The organism is Pseudomonas sp. MWU13-2100 (genome assembly GCF_023242365.1).
Classification (GTDB): Bacteria; Pseudomonadota; Gammaproteobacteria; order Pseudomonadales; family Pseudomonadaceae; genus Aquipseudomonas.
Genome location: NZ_JALLIX010000043.1, coordinates 34444 through 55635, shown reverse-complemented (window position 1 = coordinate 55635; position 21192 = coordinate 34444). Strand labels below are relative to the sequence as shown.

Annotated in this window: 20 protein-coding genes and 1 riboswitch; of the genes, 11 read left to right on the top strand and 9 right to left on the bottom strand. The window is 61.8% G+C overall.

Annotation, left to right across the window (positions count from 1 at the left end):
• Positions 1-61: 61 nt before the first annotated feature.
• The 4 genes from M5B99_RS24180 to M5B99_RS24165 all read right to left on the bottom strand — a co-directional run bounded on the left by M5B99_RS24180 (position 62) and on the right by M5B99_RS24165 (position 5632).
• Positions 62-1936, bottom strand: coding sequence for a DEAD/DEAH box helicase (locus M5B99_RS24180; RefSeq protein ID WP_248806427.1), 1875 nt, complete (start codon positions 1934-1936; stop codon positions 62-64).
• 439 nt (positions 1937-2375) lie between these two features.
• The gene (locus M5B99_RS24175; RefSeq protein WP_248806426.1) at positions 2376-3131 is read right to left on the bottom strand and encodes a substrate-binding periplasmic protein; all 756 of its coding nucleotides are present in this window, start codon (positions 3129-3131) and stop codon (positions 2376-2378) included.
• Between the two features lie 112 nt (positions 3132-3243).
• On the bottom strand, positions 3244-4089 hold the full coding sequence (metF, locus tag M5B99_RS24170; protein ID WP_248806425.1) for a methylenetetrahydrofolate reductase [NAD(P)H]: 846 nt from the start codon (positions 4087-4089) through the stop codon (positions 3244-3246).
• Between the two features lie 133 nt (positions 4090-4222).
• Positions 4223-5632 (bottom strand): adenosylhomocysteinase, encoded by a 1410-nt coding sequence (locus M5B99_RS24165; protein ID WP_248806424.1) that lies wholly within the window; start codon positions 5630-5632, stop codon positions 4223-4225.
• A gap of 21 nt (positions 5633-5653) precedes the next feature.
• A riboswitch (S-adenosyl-L-homocysteine riboswitch) is annotated at positions 5654-5760 on the bottom strand.
• A gap of 198 nt (positions 5761-5958) precedes the next feature.
• Here M5B99_RS24165 and M5B99_RS24160 point away from each other — a divergent pair.
• The 4 genes from M5B99_RS24160 (at position 5959) to M5B99_RS24145 (ending at position 7844) form a co-directional block, all read left to right on the top strand.
• On the top strand, positions 5959-6366 hold the full coding sequence (locus tag M5B99_RS24160) for an acyl-CoA thioesterase (protein ID WP_318654586.1): 408 nt from the start codon (positions 5959-5961) through the stop codon (positions 6364-6366).
• Positions 6367-6494: 128 nt separating this feature from the next.
• Positions 6495-7043, top strand: a complete 549-nt coding sequence (locus M5B99_RS24155; RefSeq protein WP_248806423.1) for a DUF2975 domain-containing protein — start codon at positions 6495-6497, stop codon at positions 7041-7043.
• A 12-nt stretch (positions 7044-7055) separates the two neighbouring features.
• Positions 7056-7280: a helix-turn-helix domain-containing protein gene (locus M5B99_RS24150; RefSeq protein ID WP_248806422.1), complete on the top strand. Its 225-nt coding sequence runs from the start codon at positions 7056-7058 to the stop codon at positions 7278-7280.
• Positions 7281-7457: 177 nt separating this feature from the next.
• Complete coding sequence (locus M5B99_RS24145; RefSeq protein ID WP_248806421.1) at positions 7458-7844, top strand: MAPEG family protein; 387 nt, start codon at positions 7458-7460, stop codon at positions 7842-7844.
• 87 nt (positions 7845-7931) lie between these two features.
• Here M5B99_RS24145 and M5B99_RS24140 read toward each other — a convergent pair whose 3' ends face one another.
• Positions 7932-9083 (bottom strand): murein transglycosylase A, encoded by a 1152-nt coding sequence (locus tag M5B99_RS24140; RefSeq protein WP_248806420.1) that lies wholly within the window; start codon positions 9081-9083, stop codon positions 7932-7934.
• A gap of 146 nt (positions 9084-9229) precedes the next feature.
• Between M5B99_RS24140 and M5B99_RS24135 the strand changes: the two genes are divergently transcribed.
• A complete protein-coding gene (locus M5B99_RS24135; protein WP_248806419.1) occupies positions 9230-9679 on the top strand; it encodes a c-type cytochrome in 450 nt (149 codons plus the stop codon).
• 109 nt (positions 9680-9788) lie between these two features.
• Here M5B99_RS24135 and M5B99_RS24130 read toward each other — a convergent pair whose 3' ends face one another.
• From M5B99_RS24130 to M5B99_RS24115, 4 genes are all read right to left on the bottom strand, one after another.
• Positions 9789-10184 carry a DUF1090 domain-containing protein gene (locus M5B99_RS24130; RefSeq protein ID WP_248806418.1) on the bottom strand — a complete coding sequence of 132 codons (396 nt, stop codon included), beginning with the start codon at positions 10182-10184 and terminating at the stop codon, positions 9789-9791.
• A gap of 100 nt (positions 10185-10284) precedes the next feature.
• Positions 10285-11955 (bottom strand): NAD-dependent DNA ligase LigB, encoded by a 1671-nt coding sequence (gene ligB, locus M5B99_RS24125; RefSeq protein WP_248806417.1) that lies wholly within the window; start codon positions 11953-11955, stop codon positions 10285-10287.
• 175 nt (positions 11956-12130) lie between these two features.
• Entirely contained in the window at positions 12131-13321 is a 1191-nt protein-coding gene (gene metK, locus M5B99_RS24120) for a methionine adenosyltransferase (protein WP_248806416.1), read from the bottom strand.
• Between the two features lie 18 nt (positions 13322-13339).
• Complete coding sequence (locus M5B99_RS24115; protein ID WP_248806415.1) at positions 13340-14335, bottom strand: ArsR/SmtB family transcription factor; 996 nt, start codon at positions 14333-14335, stop codon at positions 13340-13342.
• 273 nt (positions 14336-14608) lie between these two features.
• Between M5B99_RS24115 and tkt the strand changes: the two genes are divergently transcribed.
• The 6 genes from tkt (at position 14609) to fba (ending at position 20964) form a co-directional block, all read left to right on the top strand.
• Positions 14609-16606 (top strand): transketolase, encoded by a 1998-nt coding sequence (gene tkt, locus M5B99_RS24110; protein ID WP_248806414.1) that lies wholly within the window; start codon positions 14609-14611, stop codon positions 16604-16606.
• Positions 16607-16837: 231 nt separating this feature from the next.
• The gene (gene epd, locus M5B99_RS24105; RefSeq protein ID WP_248806413.1) at positions 16838-17887 is read left to right on the top strand and encodes an erythrose-4-phosphate dehydrogenase; all 1050 of its coding nucleotides are present in this window, start codon (positions 16838-16840) and stop codon (positions 17885-17887) included.
• Positions 17888-17904: 17 nt separating this feature from the next.
• Entirely contained in the window at positions 17905-19068 is a 1164-nt protein-coding gene (locus M5B99_RS24100; protein ID WP_248806412.1) for a phosphoglycerate kinase, read from the top strand.
• Positions 19069-19100: 32 nt separating this feature from the next.
• The gene (locus tag M5B99_RS24095) at positions 19101-19307 is read left to right on the top strand and encodes a hypothetical protein (RefSeq protein WP_248806411.1); all 207 of its coding nucleotides are present in this window, start codon (positions 19101-19103) and stop codon (positions 19305-19307) included.
• A gap of 59 nt (positions 19308-19366) precedes the next feature.
• Positions 19367-19711: an MliC family protein gene (locus M5B99_RS24090; protein WP_248806410.1), complete on the top strand. Its 345-nt coding sequence runs from the start codon at positions 19367-19369 to the stop codon at positions 19709-19711.
• A 188-nt stretch (positions 19712-19899) separates the two neighbouring features.
• Entirely contained in the window at positions 19900-20964 is a 1065-nt protein-coding gene (gene fba / locus M5B99_RS24085; protein WP_248806409.1) for a class II fructose-bisphosphate aldolase, read from the top strand.
• Positions 20965-21192 lie beyond the last annotated feature (228 nt).

Genomic DNA, 21192 nt, shown 5'->3' with positions numbered 1-21192 from the left:
CCCCAATAAAAAACGCCCCCGGCTCTCACGAACCGGGGGCGTTTTTTATTGCGCTACAAACTCAGCGATTGCGAGTCAACAACGCCGGCTTCTCGCCTCTTGGACGCCCTGGCAGCTGATCCAACTGCTCCGGTGTCGGGAAGCGATCGCTCTTCGACTCCTTATGGATGATCTTCGGTCCAGGCCCACGCGGGTTCTGCACGGCCGGTTCTTCCCGAGGCTGATCATCCCGGCTCGGACGACGATTGCGCGACTCTTCACGACGGGCTTGCCCATCACGCGGAGCGCCATTGCGCGGACCGCTGCGCTTGGCCGGCGGAGTGCCGGTAGTCGCACCATTACTGCTACGCGGACCATTCTGACGACCCTGCGGCTGCCCGGTACGCGGCGCACCAGCGCCTGCGCCCTGAGCCGGGGCCCCCGGGCGACGACCACGACCTTGGGCCGGCTTGGCCTGAGGCACGTAATCAACGCGGTTGCCAAAGTTATCCACATCGTCATCGAGGAACTCATCCGGAGCCCGATCAGCCGCCGGACGCGGCGGCTGGCTTGGCTGACGCTGTTCGCGGGCCGGAGTCCCTTCACGGGGCTTCTGCTCGCGAGCCGGACGCTCACCGCGACCGTTCACCGGGGCTTTTTCCTTGCCGCCCTTGTCCTTGCCCTTATCCCGACGACCGCCACCACCGCCGCCGCCGTTCGGGCCGTCGCCCTTCGGACCGCGAGGTGGGGTACGTGGATTACGTACATCCGGGCGCTCGCGCACTTCCGGTTTTTCCGCTTCCACAGCGCTGGAATCAAAACCCATCAGGTCGCCGTCGGCGATTTTCTGTTTGGTCATGCGCTCGATGCTTTTCAGCAGCTTCTCTTCGTCCGGCGCAACCAGGGAAATGGCCTCGCCTGAACGACCGGCCCGGCCGGTACGGCCGATACGGTGCACGTAGTCTTCATCGACGTTCGGCAGTTCGAAGTTCACCACGTGCGGCAACTGGTCGATATCCAGGCCGCGTGCGGCGATATCGGTAGCGACCAGGATGCGCACTTCACCGGCCTTGAAGTCGGCCAGGGCTTTGGTGCGGGCGTTCTGGCTCTTGTTGCCGTGGATGGCGACGGCGCTCAGGCCGTGCTTGTCCAGGTACTCGGCCAGGCGGTTGGCGCCGTGCTTGGTGCGGGTGAACACCAGGACCTGTTCCCAGGCACCGGCGGTGATCAGGTGCGCCAGCAGCGAACGCTTGTGGCTGGCGGCCAGGCGGAACACACGCTGTTCGATACGCTCGACCGTGGTGTTCGGCGGCGTGACTTCGATGCGCTCCGGGTTATGCAGCAGCTTGCCGGCGAGATCGGTGATGTCCTTGGAGAAGGTCGCCGAGAACAGCAGGTTCTGCCGCTTGGACGGCAGGCGCGCGAGGACCTTCTTCACGTCATGGACAAAGCCCATGTCGAGCATGCGGTCGGCTTCGTCCAGCACGAGGATTTCCACGTGGGACAGATCGACGCTGCCTTGGCCGCACAGGTCGAGCAAACGACCCGGGCAGGCCACCAGCACGTCGACACCGCGGGACATGGCCTGAACCTGTGGGTTCATGCCGACGCCGCCGAAGATGCAGGCGCTGACGAATTTCAAGTCGCGAGCGTAGACCTTGAAGCTCTCGTGGACCTGGGCAGCCAGTTCACGGGTTGGGGTCAGGACCAGCACGCGGGGTTGGCGCGGGCCGTGACGCTGGGATTTGTCCGGGTGACCGTTGGGAAACAACCGTTCCAGAATCGGAAGGGCGAAGCCTCCGGTTTTACCCGTACCTGTCTGTGCCGCGACCATCAGGTCGCGACCTTGCAACACGGCGGGAATAGCCCGCTGTTGCACCGGAGTAGGCTCGGTATAGCCGGCTGCCTCGATGGCAGCGACCAAAGCCTCGGAGAGACCGAGGGAAGCAAAGGACATGAGTAATCCTGTTCAGTTAGGGCTTGGCCCGATGGGAATCTTGCCTGGCGCGAATGGCGTTTCAGGATCTGTAGGAGGAAAGCTGGCCGCCTGTCTTGCGGCCTGGCGAGTTTTCTTACAGACCCTTGGTGGGCCATCCCGTCCGGTCCTGCTGGGCCTTGAGGCTCTACGCACTGCTCGCGCGGGCCGTTGGGCGGCGCTGGTCGCAGTGTCGGAATACCTGATGCAAGGTCGAGCGTCCGGGCGTGAGCCTGGCGGGAAGGCCGGAGTATAACAGAGCAAACGCTGTGCGCCGCTTTCCTGCTGCTCAACGGTTTACCCTTTCGTTACCGCGGCGCTGATACGTGCTTCTTTTGTGGGAGCCGGCTTGCCGGCGATAGCGATGCAATATTCACCGCCGCCATCGCCAGCAAGCCGGTTCCTACAGGCCTCGTGCGCCTCAAGGTTGCGCGGTACTGGCTTTGTCCGCATAGCGGGCAACCAGCGCGGCATAGGCCGGTTCACGCTTGAAGCGCCGCAGTTCGGCGCCGAAACGCTGGACCAGCAGGTCCATCCCGGCATTGCGGCGAATCGCCAGGTACTGGCTTTCCCGGGCAATCACCCTCGGGTACTGGTCGACCTGGTCCTGCAACCGAAGTTGTTTCAGCAGGCGCTGGCCGACCCGGCGATCGGTGATCAGCAAGTCGATGCGGCCGCGGACCAGTTTACCGAAGTTGGCTTCGTGACTGGGCCCGTCCTCGCGCTTGAGTCCTGTGGCGTCCTTGAACACCGAGCTGTACAGATAGCCGGGGGAGGTGCCGATGGTCAGGCCCTTGAGGTCGTCGAGGGTGCTGAAGGGGTGAGGGTGGGCCTTGGCGTAGAACAACACGAAATCCACCTCCGACAAGGGCTCACTGGGGTAGAGCAGGCTGCTGTCGCGCTCGGGGTTTTGGAAGATATCCAGGGCGCCATCGGCCTGACCTTGTTCCAGCAACATCAGGCAGCGTTTCCAGGGCAGGAACTGCCACTCCACCTCGATTCCCAGGCGCTGGAAGACAATGGCCGTGGTTTCGTAGTCCAACCCTTGGGCCTGGCCGTTTTCTTCGTAGACGTAGGGGGCCCAGGGTTCGGTGACAATACGCAGCTTTTCACCTTGAGCGGCGAAGCTCAGGCAAGCAAAAAGCACGGCTGTCAGAAGTTGGGCAATGACGGACATGGTTGGAGAGTACGACGCTAGAGCGGCGAATAGAAGCTCTGACGCGTTTTCTCTGGAGGGCTTGAGTGGGTAACGAGGTTGCAGCCCCCGGATTTCCAGGGGCTTGCAGTTTTCAGCGTGGCAGCTTCAGATTGTTCCAGATCGCCAGGCTCGGTTCCGCCTGGTTCAGGGTGTAGAAGTGCAGTCCTGGAGCGCCGCCTTGCAGCAGGCGGTCGCACATCTGGCTGATCACTTGCTCGCCGAAGGCCTGGATGCTCTTGGTGTCGTCACCGTAGGCTTCCAGTTGCTTGCGGATCCAGCGTGGGATCTCCGCGCCGCAGGCGTCGGAGAAGCGCGCCAGCTTGCTGTAGTTGGTGATCGGCATGATCCCCGGCACGATCGGGATATTCACCCCCATCGCCCGTACACGCTCGACGAAATAGAAGTAGCTGTCGGCGTTGAAGAAGTACTGGGTGATCGCGCTGTCGGCACCGGCGTTGGCCTTGCGCACGAAATTGCGCAGATCTTCTTCGAAGTTGCGCGCTTGCGGGTGCATTTCCGGGTAGGCGGCGACTTCGATATGGAAGTGGCTACCGGTTTCTTCACGAATGAAGCTCACCAGGTCGTTGGCGTGCAGCAATTCGCCGCTGGCCATGCCCATGCCGGAAGGCAGGTCACCGCGCAGCGCGACGATGCGCTGGATGCCGGCGCCCTTGTATTGCTCCAGCAGGCCGCGCAGGTCGGCTTTGCTGTCGCCGACGCAGGACAGGTGCGGCGCGGCGGGAATCTTTACTTCGCTCTCGAGCTGCAGCACGGTGTTGATCGTGCGGTCGCGGGTCGAGCCACCAGCACCGTAGGTGCAGGAGAAAAAGTCGGGGTTGTGGCTGGCCAGCTGACGGGCAGTGGCGAGCAGTTTTTCTTGCCCAGCGTCGGTCTTGGTCGGGAAGAACTCGAAGCTGTAGCGACGATCTTGGGACATGGTCGGATCCTTGGAAACGCGAAAGCCGGACGCTGGCTCTTGTAGGAGCAAGCTTGCTCGCGATGAGCGCGACGCGGAATGTCAGTGACACCGCTATCGCGAGCAAGCTCGCTCCTACAAGGAACCAGGCGTATCAGTAGCGATAGGCGTGCGGCTTGAACGGACCTTCGACGGCCACGCCAATGTAGTCGGCCTGGGTCTTGGTCAGTTGGGTGACCACGCCGCCGAAGCCGCGGACCATTTCCAGGGCCACTTCTTCGTCGAGTTTCTTCGGCAGCACTTCCACGGTCAGGCGCTCGGCTTTCTGAGCGGCGGACAGGTCGGCGTACTTCTGGCCGAACAGGAAGATCTGTGCCAGTACCTGGTTGGCGAACGAACCGTCCATGATGCGGCTCGGGTGACCAGTGGCGTTGCCCAGGTTCACCAGACGGCCTTCGGCCAGCAGAATCAGGTAGTCGTCGTTCTGTGGATCGAAATCACCATGACCGGTGCGGTGGATCTTGTGCACCTGTGGCTTCACTTCTTCCCATGCCCAGTTCTTGCGCATGAAAGCGGTGTCGATTTCGTTGTCGAAGTGACCGATGTTGCAGACCACGGCGCGTTTCTTCAGGGCCTTGAGCATGTTCGCATCGCAGACATTGACGTTACCGGTGGTGGTCACGATCAGGTCGATCTTGCCCAGCAGGGCCGTGTCGATGCTGGCGGCGGTGCCGTCGTTCAGGCCGTTTAGGAACGGCGAAACCACTTCGAAACCGTCCATGCAGGCTTGCATGGCGCAGATCGGATCGACTTCGGAGACCTTGACGATCATACCTTCCTGACGCAGGGACTGGGCCGAGCCCTTGCCCACGTCACCGTAGCCGATCACCAGCGCTTGCTTGCCGGACAGCAGGTGGTCGGTACCGCGCTTGATGGCGTCGTTCAGGCTGTGACGGCAGCCGTACTTGTTGTCGTTCTTGCTCTTGGTCACCGAGTCGTTGACGTTGATGGCCGGGATTTTCAGCTCGCCCTTGGCCAGCATTTCCAGCAGACGGTGCACGCCGGTGGTGGTTTCTTCGGTCACACCGTGGATTTTTTCCAGCATGGCCGGGTATTTCTTGTGGATGATCTCGGTCAGGTCGCCGCCGTCGTCGAGGATCATGTTGGCGTCCCAAGGCTGGCCGTCCTTCAGGATGGTCTGCTCGATGCACCACTCGTACTCCTGCTCGGTCTCGCCTTTCCAGGCGAACACCGGGATACCGGCGGCGGCGATAGCGGCAGCGGCCTGGTCCTGGGTCGAGAAGATGTTGCAGGACGACCAGCGAACTTCGGCACCCAGGACAACCAGGGTCTCGATCAGCACGGCGGTCTGGATGGTCATGTGGATGCAGCCGATGATCTTGGCGCCCTTGAGCGGCAGCTCACCGGCGTACTTGCGGCGCAGACCCATCAGGGCCGGCATTTCCGATTCGGCGATGATGGTTTCGCGACGACCCCAGGCAGCCAGGGACATATCGGCGACTTTATAGTCGTTGAAATCTGCAGGCGTGTTGACAGCGCTCATGAAGAGCCTCCATTCGTAGTATGCGAATGGGCGCCGTTGTGCGTTTAGTGTCCGTGCAGGGAACCCTGATCGAACAACGCCCCATCCGAGCCTGACAGGTCGAACCTGCTGCAGCGCCCCTCGGACAGGTGGCGGGAAAACGGTATCAAGAGAAGGTTACCGTTTTGAAACGGTGGGGATTATAGCTGCCCGGAACGGACTTCCCAAGGGTTTCTGTCGGCAACATGAAGATTGTCGATGGCGACCATAGTCGACCCTGCATGGAGCTTGACCGTCCGCTCTGCCATGATGCTTGGCATCAATCGGCAAGACGGTCAGGAGTGAGCATGAATTTCCACACCCGCAAATGGGTCAAACCCGAAGACCTCAACCCCAACGGCACGTTGTTCGGCGGCAGCCTGCTGCGCTGGATCGACGAGGAAGCGGCGATCTACGCCATCGTCCAACTGGGCAACCAGCGCGTGGTGACCAAGTACATCTCGGAAATCAACTTCGTCAGCGCCTCGCGCCAGGGCGACATCATCGAGTTGGGTATCACCGCCACCGAGTTCGGCCGTACGTCCATTACCCTGACCTGTGAAGTGCGCAACAAGATCACCCGTAAAAGCATCCTGACCGTGGAAAAGATGGTTTTCGTCAACCTCGGCGAGGATGGCTTGCCATCGCCCCACGGGCGGACCGAGATCCGCTACGTGAAGGATCAGTTCAAGGAAGACGAGTTGGTCCGGAAGTGAACGGTTGGGCTGAGACATAAGGCTGATTATTGTTGTAATTTTGTAATAAATTATCGTTTTGCGATAATTTAATCCCCTGTTAGTTTCTTTGCCGGGTCATCCGGCCAAAGAACTGACAGGAGTATTCAATGAAAGACGATCGTTTGATCAGGCACAGTCGCTGGTTGGCAAATGCCACCTTGGTTTTGCTGGTGAGCATGTTGCTGTTGAACGTGGCTTGCTGGCTGTTTCCGGTACTTGTCGAGCACGGGCTGGACTTCAACCTGACCTCCCTGGCCAGGGAGCTTGAAGTCGATATTGCCGCCATGCCCTGGTGGCAGGTGGGCGGCGGCATGCTGCTGAGCAGCATTCCATTGCTGGTCCTGACGCGTGGTCTGGAAGCGCTGCGCGCTTTGTTCCAGACCTATGCGCAGGGTGAGTATTTTTCCCGGGAAACGGCCGATCTGCTGGGCGCGGTCGGCAGGAGTGTCGGTCTGTGGGTGCTGTGCAGTGTGCTGCTGTACCCGCTGATGAGCGTGTGGATCACCCTGTTGCTGCCACCGGGAGAGCGCCTGCTGAGTCTCGGTTTCAGCCCGGCTCAACTGGTGGCCTTGTTTCTCGCCGCCGCGGTCATGCTGGTGGCACGGATCATGGGCAATGCCTGCCAGATGGCCCGTGAAAACCAACAATTCATTTAGTGGGGCGCGTCGATGTCGATTGAAATAACGCTGGATGTGATGCTGGCCATGCGCAAGGTCAAGTCCAAGGACCTGGCGGCGCAGATCGGCATTACCGAACAGAACCTTTCGTTGTTGAAGCAGGGCAAGGTCAAGGGGGTTCGCCTGGCAACCCTTGAGGCCATTTGCCAGGCGCTCGATTGCCAGCCCGGCGATCTGCTGAAGTACCGACCTGTGGTGAGCGCTACTGACGCTTAGGTCGAGGCGCTGGACGCAGGCAGTGGGGCATTGCCGAGGCTGAAGGCGCTCTGGTTCAGGGGCAAGCAGAAGCGAAATAAACCGCCGCACAGCCTTGGCGAATCGGTTTCTGTGGAGTGTTCGGTTATGCGCTAGTGTTGTGGGCGACGCCGTCGGGCACTCTTCAAGGACTTTGTTATGACCGCCGCTTTCTGGTGCGTATTGATCGCATTCCTCCTGCCTTACCTGTGCATTGGCATTGCCAAGTCCAGTGGCGGCAAGTACGGCCCGCGGGAGAACCATGATCCCCGAGCCTTTCTCGAAGGGCTCGAGGGTTTCGCCAAGCGGGCCCATGCGGCGCAGTTGAACAGTTTCGAGGTCACCCCGGCCTTTGCCGCGGCAGTGATCATTGCCCATCTCGCCGGCACTGCGTCACTGGTGACCATCAACGTGCTGGCGGTGCTGTTCATCACCAGCCGCCTGCTCTACATCATCTGTTACCTGGCGGACTGGGCGATGTTGCGCTCGCTGGTGTGGTTTGTCGGGGTGGCCTTGATCGCGGCGTTCTTTTTCGTCTCGATCTAATGGGTGTTTTAGTCCTTGGATCATGCGGCGCCTGCATTGGCGCCTTCGCCGCACCGTCGCGAAGAGGCCCGTGCGGGCCGCGCAGGATCAGCTGCCTGTATCCGGAGTCTTGGGCAACGCCATGCCCTTGGGCCAGAGCAGCCAGATATTGCCTTTCTGCTTCATGTCCCCGGCCAGTTGCCCCGCTGCATCGCCGGTGCCCCAGAACAGGTCGGCACGGACCTCGCCGGCAATCGCGCCGCCGGTATCCTGGGCCGCCACCGGGCGGACCAGGGCGCTGCCGTCCGGCTTGGTGGTCGACAACCACAACAAACTGCCCAGCGGAATCACCTTGCGATCCACCGCCACGCTATAGCCGGCCGTCAGCGGCACGTTCAGCGAACCGCGTGGCCCTTCGTTGCTGTCCGGGTTGCGGGCGAAGAACACATAGCTGGGGTTGCTGCCGAGCAATTGCGGGATCCGTGTCGGATGCGCCTTGGCCCAGGCGCTGATGGCGCCCATGGTGACGTCTTCCTTCTTCAACTCGCCCTGTTCCACCAGCCAACGGCCGATGGCGCGATAGGGGTAGCCGTTCTGGTCGGCGTAACCGATCCGCAGTTGCTGGCCGTTGTCCAGGCGAATCCGCCCCGAACCTTGGATCTGCAGGAATTGCAGGTCCATCGGATCGGTCAGCCAGGCCAGCACCGGGGCCTTGACGCCCTGGGTGGCGATCAGTGCCGCGTCGTCATAGGGTTTCACCACGCGCCCCTCCAGCCGTCCACGCAGGCGCTTGCCCTTGAGTTCAGGATAGAGGCTGTCGAGCTGCACGATGATCAGGTCGTCCGGTACGCCATAGACCGGCACCGTGGCCTTGGCGGTCTGGATCAGGCTGCCGGGGTAGACGGGCTCGTAGTAGCCGGTGATCAGGCCGTCGGCGCTGTTCTGCGCCGAGCGCAGGCCATAGACCTCGAGGTTCTGTTGGAGAAAGTCGCGAATGGCCGCCGGGGTATTGGCCACATTCACGGCCGCCAGGCAGGTCGGCCCCCAGTTGGCGTCGGCCTTGAGCCGGGCGCAGGCGCTGCGCCACGAGGTGAAACCCGCTTGCAGATCGGCGTCGGATACCGTTGGCAGCGCCTGCCAGTCCGCCTTCAGGTAGGTCATCACTGGGGCAGGGGGCGCCGGGGGTTCCTTACGGTTGCAGCCGGCGAGCAGGGCGAGGACACAAAGGCTTGCGGCCAGTCGTTTGAAGGTGGTGTTCATACAGCGGTGAATTCCTTGGGTGATTGCCTGTTCAGACTTTGTTCAGTAATTCCACTGATTTAGTGTGGTTAAGAAGGGGGCAGGCTCTTGGTCTTTGGTGATCAGGCGAGGATACTGACCGCCGTTTCCCGTGATCCGAAACCATCATGACTCTTAAAAAACTTTCTGTTGTATTGCTGGCCTGTCTGACCCTCGGTGCATGCGGCGGCGTCGATCCGAATTCGCCTTTGGGCCAGCGCAAGGCCATTTTCAAGCAGATGCTCAAAACCAGCGAAGACCTGGGCGGCATGCTGCGCGGTCGTATTCCTTTTGACGGGCCGCGTTTCGTCGAGGGCGCGAACCAGCTCGACAGTCTGTCCCGTGAGCCGTGGAAACATTTCCCGCAAGTCAAGGAAGCGGAGCATACCAGCGCCCGGGACGCGGTCTGGCAGAAGCAGGCGCATTTCCAGGAGTTGGCGCGCTCGCTGGAAGCGGCGACCGGGGAGCTGCGCCTGGCCAGTCAGGTCCAACCTTACAAGGCCAGTACCCTGAAACCGGCGGTCGAGAAGGTCGAAGACGCCTGCGATGCCTGTCATAAGGAATTTCGTGATCATTGATGCAAGGTAATTAAAGCGGATGCAGGCGCTGACTTGTCCGGACACCGCACCGATGGCGGAGGTGACATCGTCATCGCCGGCAAGCCGGCCCCCACAGGTCTTGTGGTGTCTACTTGTCCAGCTCATCCAGTGCGTTCTGCAAGTCCTTGCGTGACTCGGCGAGCTTTTCCTTGCGCTTGTTGATCTTGTCCGGATCGCCCTTTTTCATCGCCTTGTCGAGGTCGGCCTGACGGCGGCTGACTTCGTGCTTGGCGTCGAGTACCTTGTTTTCCCGCTCTCTTTTCAGCGAGGCATCGGTGCAATGGGTGGTCACTTCATCCAGTGCCTTTTCCAGGCCGGCCTGTTGTTCGCTGTTGCCTTGGGCCTTGGCGATCTCGAGTTGGCTGCTGATGGCCTGGCGCTTGGCCGCGCAACCGGTCAGTTCGGTGGGTTCTTCGGCGGCCAGCAAGGGGGCGGCCAGGACGCTGCACAAGGTGAAAATCGCCAGCGGTGGAAAAAGTCGCATAAACACTCCGGGCTGAAACACTGATTGAAAAACCGTCACTCTGAAAATAGATGGCCGCGCTGTCTGTATGAATAATCTGAAATAGACAGGGATTGTCTCCTTAAAATCCCGCGATGCCGGCATTACGTAATGACTCGGCCAGGTCCTGTACATCCTGGTCGCGGAAAAACGCACTCAGTTGCATGGCTCGCTCCGTGCCGACGCCGGGTATGGCCTGCCACGCCTCGGCAGTACGGTCTGCCAATACCGGCCAGGGCTCCTCCAGAGGCGCCGCCGCATTGGGCGGCAGTCCCAGCGCCTTGAGCCAGCGCCCGAACGGACGTTGTCGGGCCAGTTGCACGGTCTCCAGCCATTGCGTACGGCTACGTGGGCCGAAGCCGGCAATGGTAGCAAGCTCTTCCTCCTCCAGGGTCAACCAATCGAGCAGTCGGTTGATGCGTCCGCTCGCCAGTAGTTTTTCCCAGGTACCGCCGCCCAGATGTGGCAGGTCCAACCCCTGCTTGCCGCTCAGCCAGCGCAGGCGGGCGAGAAACTGGCTTTCGCAGCCCGGGCCATACTGCCAGCAACTCAGGGCGTGGAAGCGCTGCGGGTCGGGGACAGGCAACGGCTCGCGTTCGCGGCTACGCCAGATGACACTGTCCAGGCGTGGGATGGTCAGACCGGCGAGGCTGATCGCCACCTGGTCGCCGGGGCGGATATCCAGGGCCTGCCAGCGTGGCAGCGAACCGAGGCTGACCCGCTTGATCTGTCGGTCATCGAGTCGCACCGGCGTCAGTTCCAGCATCGGAGTAATCCGCCCGGTCCGGCCGATGTTGAAGCTGACCTTGCGCACATGGGCCAAGGCCTGGGCGTGGGGATATTTCCAGGCCACGCTCCAGTAGGGTGGTTGAGCCAGCCAGCGTTTTGCGGCGGGGCGCCGGCTCTGGCGCAGAACCACGCCATCGCTGGCGAACGGCAAGGGCTGGCGGTACCAGTGGTTGCGCCAGCGTTCGGCTTCGGTGAAATCCCCGATGGGCTGGCTGTAGGTCTTGCTGTCGGGGAAACCCAGGGCCTGCAATCCGGCCAGCCGTTCCTCCTGTGTCGCCGGCCCCTCTGGCCAGTCCCAGACAAACAGGCCGATGTCCGCCGCCTCCTTGCTGTCGAGCAGGTGCCGGGCCATCAAGCCGGCGACCCTGCCTCGGGCATTCAGGCTGCCTTGGCGGGCCTGCACATGGTCCGGCAAGCGCCAATACAATTCGCCTTGCAGCACCAGGTCGCGGGGTATCGGCAAGCTGTCGGGGATTGCCGGGATCTTGCGGGCCGAGGCCGTCCAGTCCTGTCCGCTCAGTCCGTTGCCGCGACTGATGGCTTGATGCAATCGACCCTGGCGATACACCAGGGTCACCGCCACGCCATCGACCTTGGGCTGGATCCACAGGCCTTCGCGGCCTTTCATCCAGGCCTGGACGGCTTCGGTGTCCGGCAGTTTGTCGAGGCCGGTATGGGCGGTCGGGTGTCGGGCGGGGCCGCCCGCGTCCGCCGGGGTGTCCGGCTTGACGGAGGGCAGCCGGAAACAGCCGCGCCACTGTTCAAGTCGCTGCCGGGATTGGTCGTAGAGTTCGTCGGCCACGGGCGAACGGCCTTGGCGATGGTAGCTGTGGTCCCATTCAGCGAGCTGTGCTTGCAGGGCCTCGGCTTCTCGCCGGGCGCGTTCTGCCTGCCAGTCCGGGCAAGTGTCGGCATGGGCCGCGAAGTAAAAGGCGAACAACAGGAAACCACTGAAGAGGCGCATCGTGAGCATCCTTGCTCAGGCTAAAAACCAAGCCTAGATTACGCCGCGCATAAAAAAGCCCCGCACGAGGCGGGGCTGTTTTACGGGGTGTGTCGGCTTGCTTTGGCAGACCACCCAGTGTCTTCATGCCAGTGTCTATGGCCAGCCGTGGGGGGCTTTTGTGACGCAGGCTGCATTACAGGCCGGCAGCCGCTCGCAGAGCGTCTACGCGGTCGGTCTTTTCCCAGGTGAAGGTGGTGAAGGTGTCGTCGCCGACAGTCTTCTGCTCCGGGGTGCGCCCGAAGTGGCCGTAGGCCGCGGTTTCCTGATACATCGGGTGCAGCAGGTCGAGCATGGTGGTGATGGCGTATGGGCGCAGGTCGAAGATTTCGCGAACCAGCTTGATGATCTTGTCGTCGCCGATCTTGCCGGTGCCGAAGGTGTTCAACGAGATCGAGGTCGGTTGAGCGACGCCGATGGCGTAGGACACCTGGATTTCGCAGCGGTCGGCCAAGCCGGCGGCGACGATGTTCTTGGCCACGTAACGACCGGCGTAGGCGGCGGAACGGTCAACCTTGGATGGATCCTTGCCGGAGAACGCGCCGCCGCCGTGACGGGCCATACCGCCGTAGCTGTCGACGATGATTTTGCGGCCGGTCAGGCCGCAGTCGCCCACCGGGCCACCGATGATGAAGTTGCCGGTCGGGTTGATGTGGAACTGGGTGTCCTTGGTCAGCAGTTCGGCAGGCAGCACATGCTTGACGATCAGCTCCATCACGCCTTCGCGCAGGTCTTTGTAGGACACATCCGGGTTGTGCTGGGTCGACAGCACGATCGCATCGATACCGACGACCTTGCCGCCTTCGTAGCGGCAAGTCACTTGCGACTTGGCGTCCGGGCGCAGCCAAGGCAGCAGGCCGGATTTGCGGGCTTCGGCCTGGCGCTTGACCAGTTGGTGGGAGAAGGCGATCGGCGCGGGCATCAGCTCCGCGGTTTCGTTGCTGGCATAGCCGAACATCAGGCCCTGGTCACCAGCGCCCTGGTCTTCCGGCTTGCTGCGATCAACGCCCTGGGCGATGTCCACGGACTGCTTGCCGATGATGTTCATCACGCCGCAGGTGGCGCCGTCGAAGCCGACGTCGGAGCTGTTGTAGCCGATGTCGAGGATCACGTTACGCACGATGTCTTCGAGGTCGACCCAGGCCGAAGTGGTCACTTCGCCAGCGATGATCGCTACACCGGTTTTCACCAGGGTTTCGCACGCGACGCGGGCGAATTTGTCTTCAGCAATGATGGCATCCAGCACCGCATCGGAGATCTGGTCGGCGATTTTGTCCGGATGCCCTTCGGACACGGACTCGGAGGTGAAAACGGAATATTCGCTCATATCGATGGTTTTCCTGAGTTACCGATGGTGAGTGGTGCCAGCCGGTCGCTGAAAATGGCGAACCTGAATCTGGAAACCATTACGTAAGCCTACATAGAGGCTGTCCTCGGGCACGAGCCCCGCAGCGATGGCCCAACGGGCCAGATCGTCCTGTTCGAACCCCAACCAGAGATCACCGCAGGCCTCCCTGGCCCAGCTCTGGTTGTGGCTACACAATTCTGTCACTAACAAACTACCGCCAGGTTGCAGCAGGCCGGCCATCTGCTTGAGGGCCTCGGCCGGCGCGGCGAAGTGGTGCAGCACCATGTTCAGTACCACGCAGTCGACCGGTCGATGGCTGTCTTGCAGGGCATCGGCCAATTGCAGGCTGACATTAGTCAACGCTTCGCGCTCACACACCTGGCGCGCCAGTTCGAGCATGGCCGGGCTGTTGTCCAGTGCCGTGACCTGCTGGAAGCGCCGCGCCAGTTCCGGCAGGAAGGCACCGTCGCCGGGGCCGACTTCCAGGGCCGTGGCCAGGGGGCCGAAGCTCAGCTTGTCGAGCAGCGCCAGGACGCTTTCGCGGTACTGCGGCAGGCCGGCGATCAAGTCTTGCTGGGCACGGAATTTCTCTGCCACCCGTGAGAAAAAGTCCTGGCTGGCGGCGGCGCGCTGGCCATGTACCTGGCTGATGCGGGCTTGTACGTCGCCCGGCAGGTCGAGCTCGTCGACTTCCTCCAGCAGCGCCGCGTGCAACTTGCCCCCCATGCGTTCGGTGTGGGGCAGGGCGCGGCGGTAGAAGATCGCATTGCCTTCGCGACGGGTGGCCACCAGGTTGGCCTGGGCCAGTACCTTCAGATGGTGACTCATGCCGGATTGGCCGATGCCAAAGATCTGCGCCAGCTCCAGCACGCCGAACGAATCGTTGGCCAGGGCGCGCAAGACGTTCAGGCGCAACGGATCGCCGCCGGCCTTGCACAGGGCGGACAGGTCGTCGCTGGCGTCATGACGAATCGCGGGTGCAGGTAAATTCATATGGCCAGCAGTCTAGTGACCCCTCGGTCGCCTAGCAAGATCAATATCAAAAAGTTTTGATATTGAACGATAAGTGGCACTTTCAGGCCTGCGCTGGTCTATACAGTTGCGCAGCGGAAAGGTTTCATCCGGCGAATGCGCAACTATCCGCAGGAAAAACGCCCCGCAGTGACTATCTGTCATTGCCCCCTGGCGGCCCCTGAGGGAAAATGCTCGCCTTTTTTCCGTTTCGTTTTATTCACTTTTAATTTCAACATCCTCAGGAGATCAGCGATGCCCAGCCGTCGTGAGCGTGCCAACGCCATTCGTGCCCTCAGCATGGATGCCGTGCAAAAAGCCAACAGCGGCCATCCCGGTGCCCCCATGGGTATGGCGGATATTGCCGAAGTACTGTGGCGTGATTACCTGAAGCACAACCCGAGCAACCCGTCGTTCGCCGACCGTGACCGCTTCGTGCTGTCCAACGGCCATGGTTCGATGCTGATCTACTCGTTGCTGCACCTGACCGGCTACGACCTGTCGATCGACGACCTGAAGAACTTCCGTCAGCTGCACAGCCGCACCCCGGGTCACCCTGAATACGGCTACACCCCGGGCGTGGAAACCACCACCGGTCCGCTCGGCCAGGGCCTGGCCAACGCCGTGGGCTTCGCCCTGGCGGAAAAAGTCCTGGCGGCGCAGTTCAACCGTCCCGGTCACAACATCGTCGACCACCACACCTATGTGTTCCTCGGTGATGGCTGCATGATGGAAGGCATTTCCCACGAAGTCGCGTCCCTGGCCGGTACCCTGGGCCTGGGCAAGCTGATCGCGTTCTACGATGACAACGGCATCTCCATCGACGGCGAAGTCGAAGGCTGGTTCACCGATGACACCCCGAAGCGTTTCGAAGCCTACAACTGGCAGGTGATCCGCAACGTCGACGGTCATGACCCGGAAGAGATCAAGACCGCCATCGAGACCGCGCGCAAAAGCGAGCGTCCGACCCTGATCTGCTGCAAGACCACCATCGGCTTCGGTTCGCCGAACAAGCAAGGCAAGGAAGATTGCCACGGCGCCCCGCTGGGTGACGCGGAAATCGCCCTGACCCGGGCGGCGTTGAAGTGGAATTTCGGCCCGTTCGAAATCCCGGCCGACATCTATGCCGAGTGGGATGCCAAGGAAGCCGGTCGTGCCGTCGAAGCCGAGTGGGACCAGCGTTTCGCCGCCTACTCCGCGGCCTTCCCGGTCGAAGCCAATGAGCTGGTGCGTCGCCTGAGTGGCGAACTGCCGGCTGATTTCTCCGAAAAAGCCTCGGCCTATATCGCCGAAGTCGCGGCCAAAGGCGAAACCATCGCCAGCCGCAAGGCCAGCCAGAACGCCCTGAACGCTTTCGGCCCGTTGCTGCCCGAGTTCCTCGGCGGTTCGGCCGACCTGGCCGGTTCCAACCTGACCCTGTGGAAAGGTTGCAAGGGTGTCAGCGCTGAAGATGCCAGCGGCAACTACATGTACTACGGCGTGCGCGAATTCGGCATGACCGCGATCATGAACGGTGTGTCCCTGCACGGCGGCCTGGTGCCATACGGCGCGACCTTCCTGATGTTCATGGAATACGCACGCAATGCCGTGCGCATGTCGGCGCTGATGAAGACGCGGGTGATCCATGTCTACACCCACGACTCCATCGGCCTGGGCGAAGACGGTCCGACCCACCAGCCGATCGAGCAACTGGCGAGCCTGCGTTGCACGCCGAACCTCGACACCTGGCGTCCGGCCGACGCGGTGGAGTCCGCCGTGGCCTGGAAAAACGCCATCGAGCGCAAGGACGGTCCTACGGCGCTGATCTTCTCCCGGCAGAACCTGCAACATCAGCAGCGCGATGCCGTGCAGATCGAATGCATCAACCGCGGTGGTTATGTGTTGAAGGATTGCGCGGGTGAGCCCGAGCTGATCCTGATCGCCACCGGTTCGGAAGTCGGCCTGGCGGTGCAGGCGTACGACAAGTTGACCGAGCAGGGCCGCAAGGTTCGTGTGGTGTCGATGCCGTGCACCAGCATCTTCGATGCCCAGGACGCCAGCTACAAGCAGGCGGTGTTGCCGCTGCAAGTGGGCGCGCGGATCGCCATCGAAGCCGCGCACGCGGACTACTGGTACAAGTACGTGGGCCTGGAAGGTCGTGTGATCGGCATGACCACCTACGGCGAGTCGGCGCCCGCGCCAGCCTTGTTCGAAGAGTTCGGCTTCACCCTGGAAAACATCCTGGGTCAGGCTGAAGAGCTGCTGGAAGACTGAGTTCGAGAGTGGCGGCGCCTGCTCCGGCCTCTTCGCGGGCAAGCTCCGCTCCCACAGTATCGGTGTCTGGCCAAGGAGTTCTGGCTCGACATCAAACCTGTGGGAGCGGAGCTTGCCCGCGAAGGCGGCCTCACGGACACCGCCTCACTCCCTGACTCACAGGCAAGCCCGTTTCCACAAAACCCATGCCTCGGCAGGGTTGCTTGATATTCAAGCTTCGGCGAGATCCCCATGCCCCAACCGCGTCCTTACAGAGTTGCACTCAACGGCTACGGCCGTATCGGTCGTTGTGTCCTGCGTGCGCTGTTCGAGCGAGGGGATCGCGCCACTTTTGAAATCGTTGCCCTCAACGATCTGGCCGATATGGCCAGCCTCGAATACCTGACACGTTTCGACTCCACCCACGGCCGCTTTCCCGGCGAAGTGCGGGTCGAGGACGATTGTTTGCATATCAATGGCCACTGCGTGAAAGTCTTCCGCTGTGCCACCCCCGAACAAATCGACTGGGCCGCGCTGGACGTCGACCTGGTGCTGGAGTGCTCCGGCGCCTATCACACCCGCGAGGACGGCGAGCGCTTCCTCGCCGCCGGCGCGCCCCGGGTGCTGTTCTCCCAGCCGATGGCCAGCGAGACCGACGTCGACGCGACCATCGTCTACGGCGTCAATCAGGACTGCCTGACCGGCGGCGAGCGCCTGGTGTCCAACGCCTCCTGCACCACCAACTGCGGCGTACCGTTGTTGCGCCTGCTGGATCAGGCCATTGGCCTGGAATACGTGTCCATTACCACCATCCACTCGGCGATGAACGACCAGCCGGTGATCGATGCCTACCACGCCGAAGACCTGCGTCGCACGCGTTCGGCGTTCCAGTCGGTGATCCCGGTGTCCACCGGCCTGGCCCGGGGGATCGAACGCCTGCTGCCGGAACTTGCCGGGCGAATCCAGGCCAAAGCCGTACGGGTGCCGACGGTGAACGTTTCCTGCCTCGATATTACGATGCAGACCGTCAGCGACACCGATGCCGTGGAGGTCAACCGGATCCTGCGCGAGGCCGCCACCAGCGGTCCGCTCAAGGGCTTGCTGGCCTATACCGAACTGCCCCACGCCAGCTGTGATTTCAACCATGACCCTCATTCGGCGATTGTCGATGCGAGTCAGACCCGTGTTTCCGGCCCGAGGCTGGTCAACGTGCTGGCCTGGTTCGACAACGAATGGGGTTTTGCCAACCGAATGCTGGATGTTGCAGAGCACTACCTGCACACCATTCACCACAAACCGTAAACCAGAGATTGCGACCCATGACCGTGTTGAAGATGACCGACCTCGATCTGCAAGGTAAGCGCGTACTGATCCGCGAAGACCTCAACGTCCCCGTCAAGGACGGAGTTGTCACCAGCGATGCGCGTATCCTGGCCTCGCTGCCGACCATCAAGCTGGCCCTGGAGAAAGGCGCGGCAGTCATGATCTGCTCGCACCTGGGCCGTCCGACCGAAGGCGAGTTCTCGGCCGAGAACAGCCTCAAGCCGGTCGCCGACTACCTGAGCAAGGCCCTGGGCCGTGACGTGCCGCTGGTGGCTGATTACCTGAACGGTGTCGAGGTCAAGGCCGGCGACATCGTGCTGTTCGAAAACGTGCGCTTCAACAAGGGCGAGAAAAAGAACGCCGACGAGCTGGCCAAACAATATGCCGCCCTGTGCGACGTGTTCGTGATGGACGCCTTCGGCACCGCGCACCGCGCCGAGGGTTCGACCCACGGCGTGGCCAAGTTCGCCAAGGTCGCCGCAGCCGGTCCGCTGCTGGCCGCCGAACTGGAGGCCCTGAGCAAGGCCCTGGGCGCGCCGGCCCAGCCGATGGCCGCCATCGTCGCCGGCTCCAAGGTCTCGACCAAGCTCGACGTGCTCAACAGCCTGAGCCAGATCTGCAACCAACTGATCGTCGGTGGCGGTATCGCCAACACCTTCCTCGCGGCGGCCGGTCATCCGGTGGGCAAGTCCCTCTACGAGCCGGACCTGCTCGACACTGCCCGCGCCATCGCGGCCAAGGTCAGCGTGCCGCTGCCAGTGGACGTGGTAGTGGCCAAGGAGTTCGCCGAGAGCGCCGTGGCTACCGTGAAACTGATCGCCGACGTCGCCGCTGACGACATGATCCTCGACATCGGCCCGCAAACCGCCGCGCACTTCGCTGAACTGCTGAAGTCGTCGAAGACCATCCTCTGGAACGGTCCGGTGGGTGTGTTCGAATTCGACCAGTTCGGCAACGGCACCAAGGTCCTGGCCCAGGCCATCGCTGATAGCTCGGCGTTTTCCATTGCCGGCGGTGGCGACACCCTGGCGGCCATCGACAAGTACGGCGTTGCCAAGGATATTTCCTATATCTCCACCGGTGGTGGTGCTTTCCTCGAGTTCGTCGAGGGCAAGGTACTGCCTGCCGTGGAAGTGCTGGAAAGCCGCGCCAAGGGTTGAGCCGGCACTGGCCGTTGAAAGGGAGTCTTCATGTGGTCAAGTCGTTAACACTGCTGGTCCTGCTGGGTTTGTTGGTCGGATGTGCCGACAAACCCAAGGTCGGGCCGGCGGCCAACAAAGGCTGTTACCAGGCCGATTGGCAGGCGGAAACCGCCCCAGTGATCAACAAGCGCCTGGGCCCGGACGGGTTGGAAAAATACGACGCATCGTCCGGGACCCGGGAACAGGGTTGTCCTTGACGGGTCAGATTCACCATGTGCAGTGCTGGCGGCCAGGGGTCGTCAGTCGAGGAACCGGCATGAAAGGCTTTATCGCCCTTGTTTCACTGGCGGCACTGGGTGGCTGTGCCGCCTTCAATGCCACCTTCAACCAGTCGTCGGCCCCGGCGGACAACTGGACGCGCTGGACCTGTGACAGCCAGGCCGAGGTGTTCTGGCGTTATACCGACAGTGCGCAGCAGGCGGTCGATGTGCGTTTGGCCAGCGGTGACCAGGTCTATCGCCTCAAGCCCGAGGCCGGTGCGGTCGACAGTGGTGTGCTGTACAGCGACAACGTCTTGGCGTTTCACAAAAAAGGTGAGGAAGGCCTGGTTTACTGGGTTGCCACCAACGATTTGATCGGCCGGGCCTGCAAGGCGCCCTAGGCCGGGGAGATACAACCCTTGTAGGAGCTCGGCAAGCCAGCTCCTACAAAGGGCGCCTCACCCCAAATGATTTTGTACGACCGAATACGCGATCCGGGGTAGCCCCTGATCTGCAATGACTTGAATAGCAGCCGCCGCTCCGGCAGGCTTGCACGATTAACGACCCTCGACCGGGAGAGACACACACAATGGCACTTATCAGCATGCGCCAGATGCTGGACCACGCAGCCGAATTCGGCTACGGCGTTCCAGCCTTCAACGTCAACAACCTTGAGCAGATGCGCGCCATCATGGAAGCCGCTGACAAGACTGACTCCCCGGTGATCGTCCAGGCTTCGGCCGGTGCCCGCAAATACGCAGGTGCCCCGTTCCTGCGGCACCTGATCCTGGCGGCCATCGAAGAGTTCCCGCATATCCCGGTGTGCATGCACCAGGACCACGGCACCAGCCCGGACGTCTGCCAGCGCTCCATCCAACTGGGCTTCAGCTCGGTGATGATGGACGGCTCCCTCGGCGAAGACGGCAAGACCCCGACCGACTACGAATACAACGTCCGCGTGACCCAACAGACCGTGGCCATGGCCCACGCCTGTGGCGTTTCGGTTGAAGGCGAGCTGGGTTGCCTGGGTTCGCTGGAAACCGGCATGGCCGGTGAAGAAGACGGCATCGGTGCTGAAGGCGTGCTCGATCACAGCCAGATGCTGACCGACCCGGAAGAAGCTGCGGACTTCGTCAAGAAGACCCAGGTCGACGCCCTGGCCATCGCCATCGGCACCAGCCACGGCGCCTACAAGTTCACCAAGCCGCCTACCGGCGACGTGCTGGCGATCGACCGCATCAAGGAAATCCACAAGCGCATCCCCAACACCCACCTGGTCATGCACGGTTCGTCGTCGGTGCCGCAAGAGTGGCTGGCGATCATCAACCAGTACGGTGGCGACATCAAGGAAACCTACGGCGTGCCGGTTGAAGAAATTGTCGAAGGCATCAAGCACGGCGTGCGCAAGGTCAACATCGACACCGACCTGCGCCTGGCGTCCACCGGTGCCATGCGTCGCCTGATGGCCACCAACCCGAGCGAGTTCGACCCGCGCAAGTTCTTCGGCGCCACCGTGACGGCCATGCGTGACGTGTGTATCGCTCGTTACGAAGCGTTCGGTACTGCCGGCAACGCTTCGAAGATCAAACCGGTCTCCCTGGAAGCGATGTTCCAGCGTTACTTGAAGGGTGAGTTGAACGCCAAGGTCAACTAAGACCACTTGGGGTTATAAAAAACCGTCGTAAGACGGTTTTTTATTGTTCGTTTTTTGAGCGCTTTGATTCAGCCGCCATACGCCAGATGCTTGGAAATGTCCGCCAAGACGGACTAACTGTTCGCACAGTGAAAAATGTCCGCTATAGGTTAAAAAATGCTGATCTTTAATCCATTTACTCGGGGGGGCGTCTTTTGTGCTGTTCGAAGGATTATGATCTCAAGTCTT